The following is a 1,066-nucleotide window of genomic DNA, read 5'->3' as shown; positions in this document are numbered from 1 at the left end:
TACCAACTTACGGATTATTTTCCTGTTTCATCCAAGGGAAAAAGGTTAGCTGTATAAGCTGCTTAGGGTTTAGCCAATACTGTTGGAGCGCCTGGGTGAGGATAGTTTCTACTTCTTCCAAACGAGTAAAGACTTTATTGCTGATGGATTTTCTTAACTCCTCAAACAAGCGCTCTACCGGGTTTAGCTCCGGCGCATAAGCTGGCAGCAATTGGAGTTTTACCTTTTCGGGTAGTTGCAGCTTACTTCTGTGCGCCGGGGCACCATCCAGCACCAGCAAACACTTTTCTGTCGTGGCGAAATCATCCAGGAAAGCCTGAAAGGTGGTTTGCTGCATATCCGGCATAAACCAAGCCTGCAACTGCCCTTGCTTTGGACTTAAGGCCACATACAGATAAGTCCACACGTAAGCAATGCGGGTACTGCCCGGTGGACGGATACCTTTGGGCGTCCACCGGCGTTTGAGCTGCGTGCGCAGGCCAAAACGCATCTCATCCTCAAACCATACCGGCTGGTCTTCTATCAGGGCCGGGAAACTTTTTTAAAAGCAGCTACTTTTTCCTCATCCCGCTGCACGTGCCGGGGACGAGCCGTTTTCTTTTTGATACCCAGCCGACGGGCAATGCGCCACATCCCTACTTCGGTATAATGAATGCTAAACTGTTGCGCCACCCACCTGGCCATGTCATTAATGGTAGAAAAAGACCCGGTAGCTGCTTCTGCCAATAACGCCTGTTGCTGCTCGGCCGAGAGGCTAATCTGGCGCGTAGGGGTAAGGGCTAACAGCCCCAAAAGTCCTTGCTGGCGGTAAAGCTGCCACCAGGTCTGCACGCTACGGGAGGAAACGCCAACCAACTCAGCGGCCGCGGCTAAACTTTTGGCCTGCCCACGCTTAAACAAACGCAGCATCTGAAGCCGCTGAAATACAAGAAGTTTGCTGCTCCGGCGCTGCTGTTGCTGTAAAACTGCTTCCGCCTCCGAAATTAATTCCGCATACGCATATCTCATCTCTTTACCATTTATTCTCTTAAGCTATACGTATAGGAAAATAATAGGTAAGTTGGTA

The 1,066-nt window shown here is 50.4% G+C and carries 2 protein-coding genes; both read right to left on the bottom strand.

What is annotated here, in order from left to right:
• Positions 1–7: 7 nt before the first annotated feature.
• Positions 8–523 carry an IS630 family transposase gene (locus tag AAE02nite_RS26105; protein WP_262713481.1) on the bottom strand — a complete coding sequence of 172 codons (516 nt, stop codon included), beginning with the start codon at positions 521–523 and terminating at the stop codon, positions 8–10.
• Positions 523–1,008, bottom strand: a complete 486-nt coding sequence (locus tag AAE02nite_RS26100) for a winged helix-turn-helix domain-containing protein (protein WP_146905872.1) — start codon at positions 1,006–1,008, stop codon at positions 523–525. Before AAE02nite_RS26100 ends, AAE02nite_RS26105 begins: the two co-directional genes overlap by 1 nt.
• Between the last annotated feature and the right edge of the window lie 58 nt (positions 1,009–1,066).

Source organism: Adhaeribacter aerolatus (assembly GCF_007991635.1).
Taxonomy (GTDB): Bacteria; Bacteroidota; Bacteroidia; order Cytophagales; family Hymenobacteraceae; genus Adhaeribacter; species Adhaeribacter aerolatus.
This window is presented reverse-complemented; position numbering and strand designations above follow the sequence as displayed.

Coding starts and splice junctions, on each gene's coding strand:
- AAE02nite_RS26100 (WP_146905872.1), bottom strand. CDS start 1,008: ATGAGATATGCGTATGCGGAATTAATTTCGGAGGCGGAAGCAGTTTTA.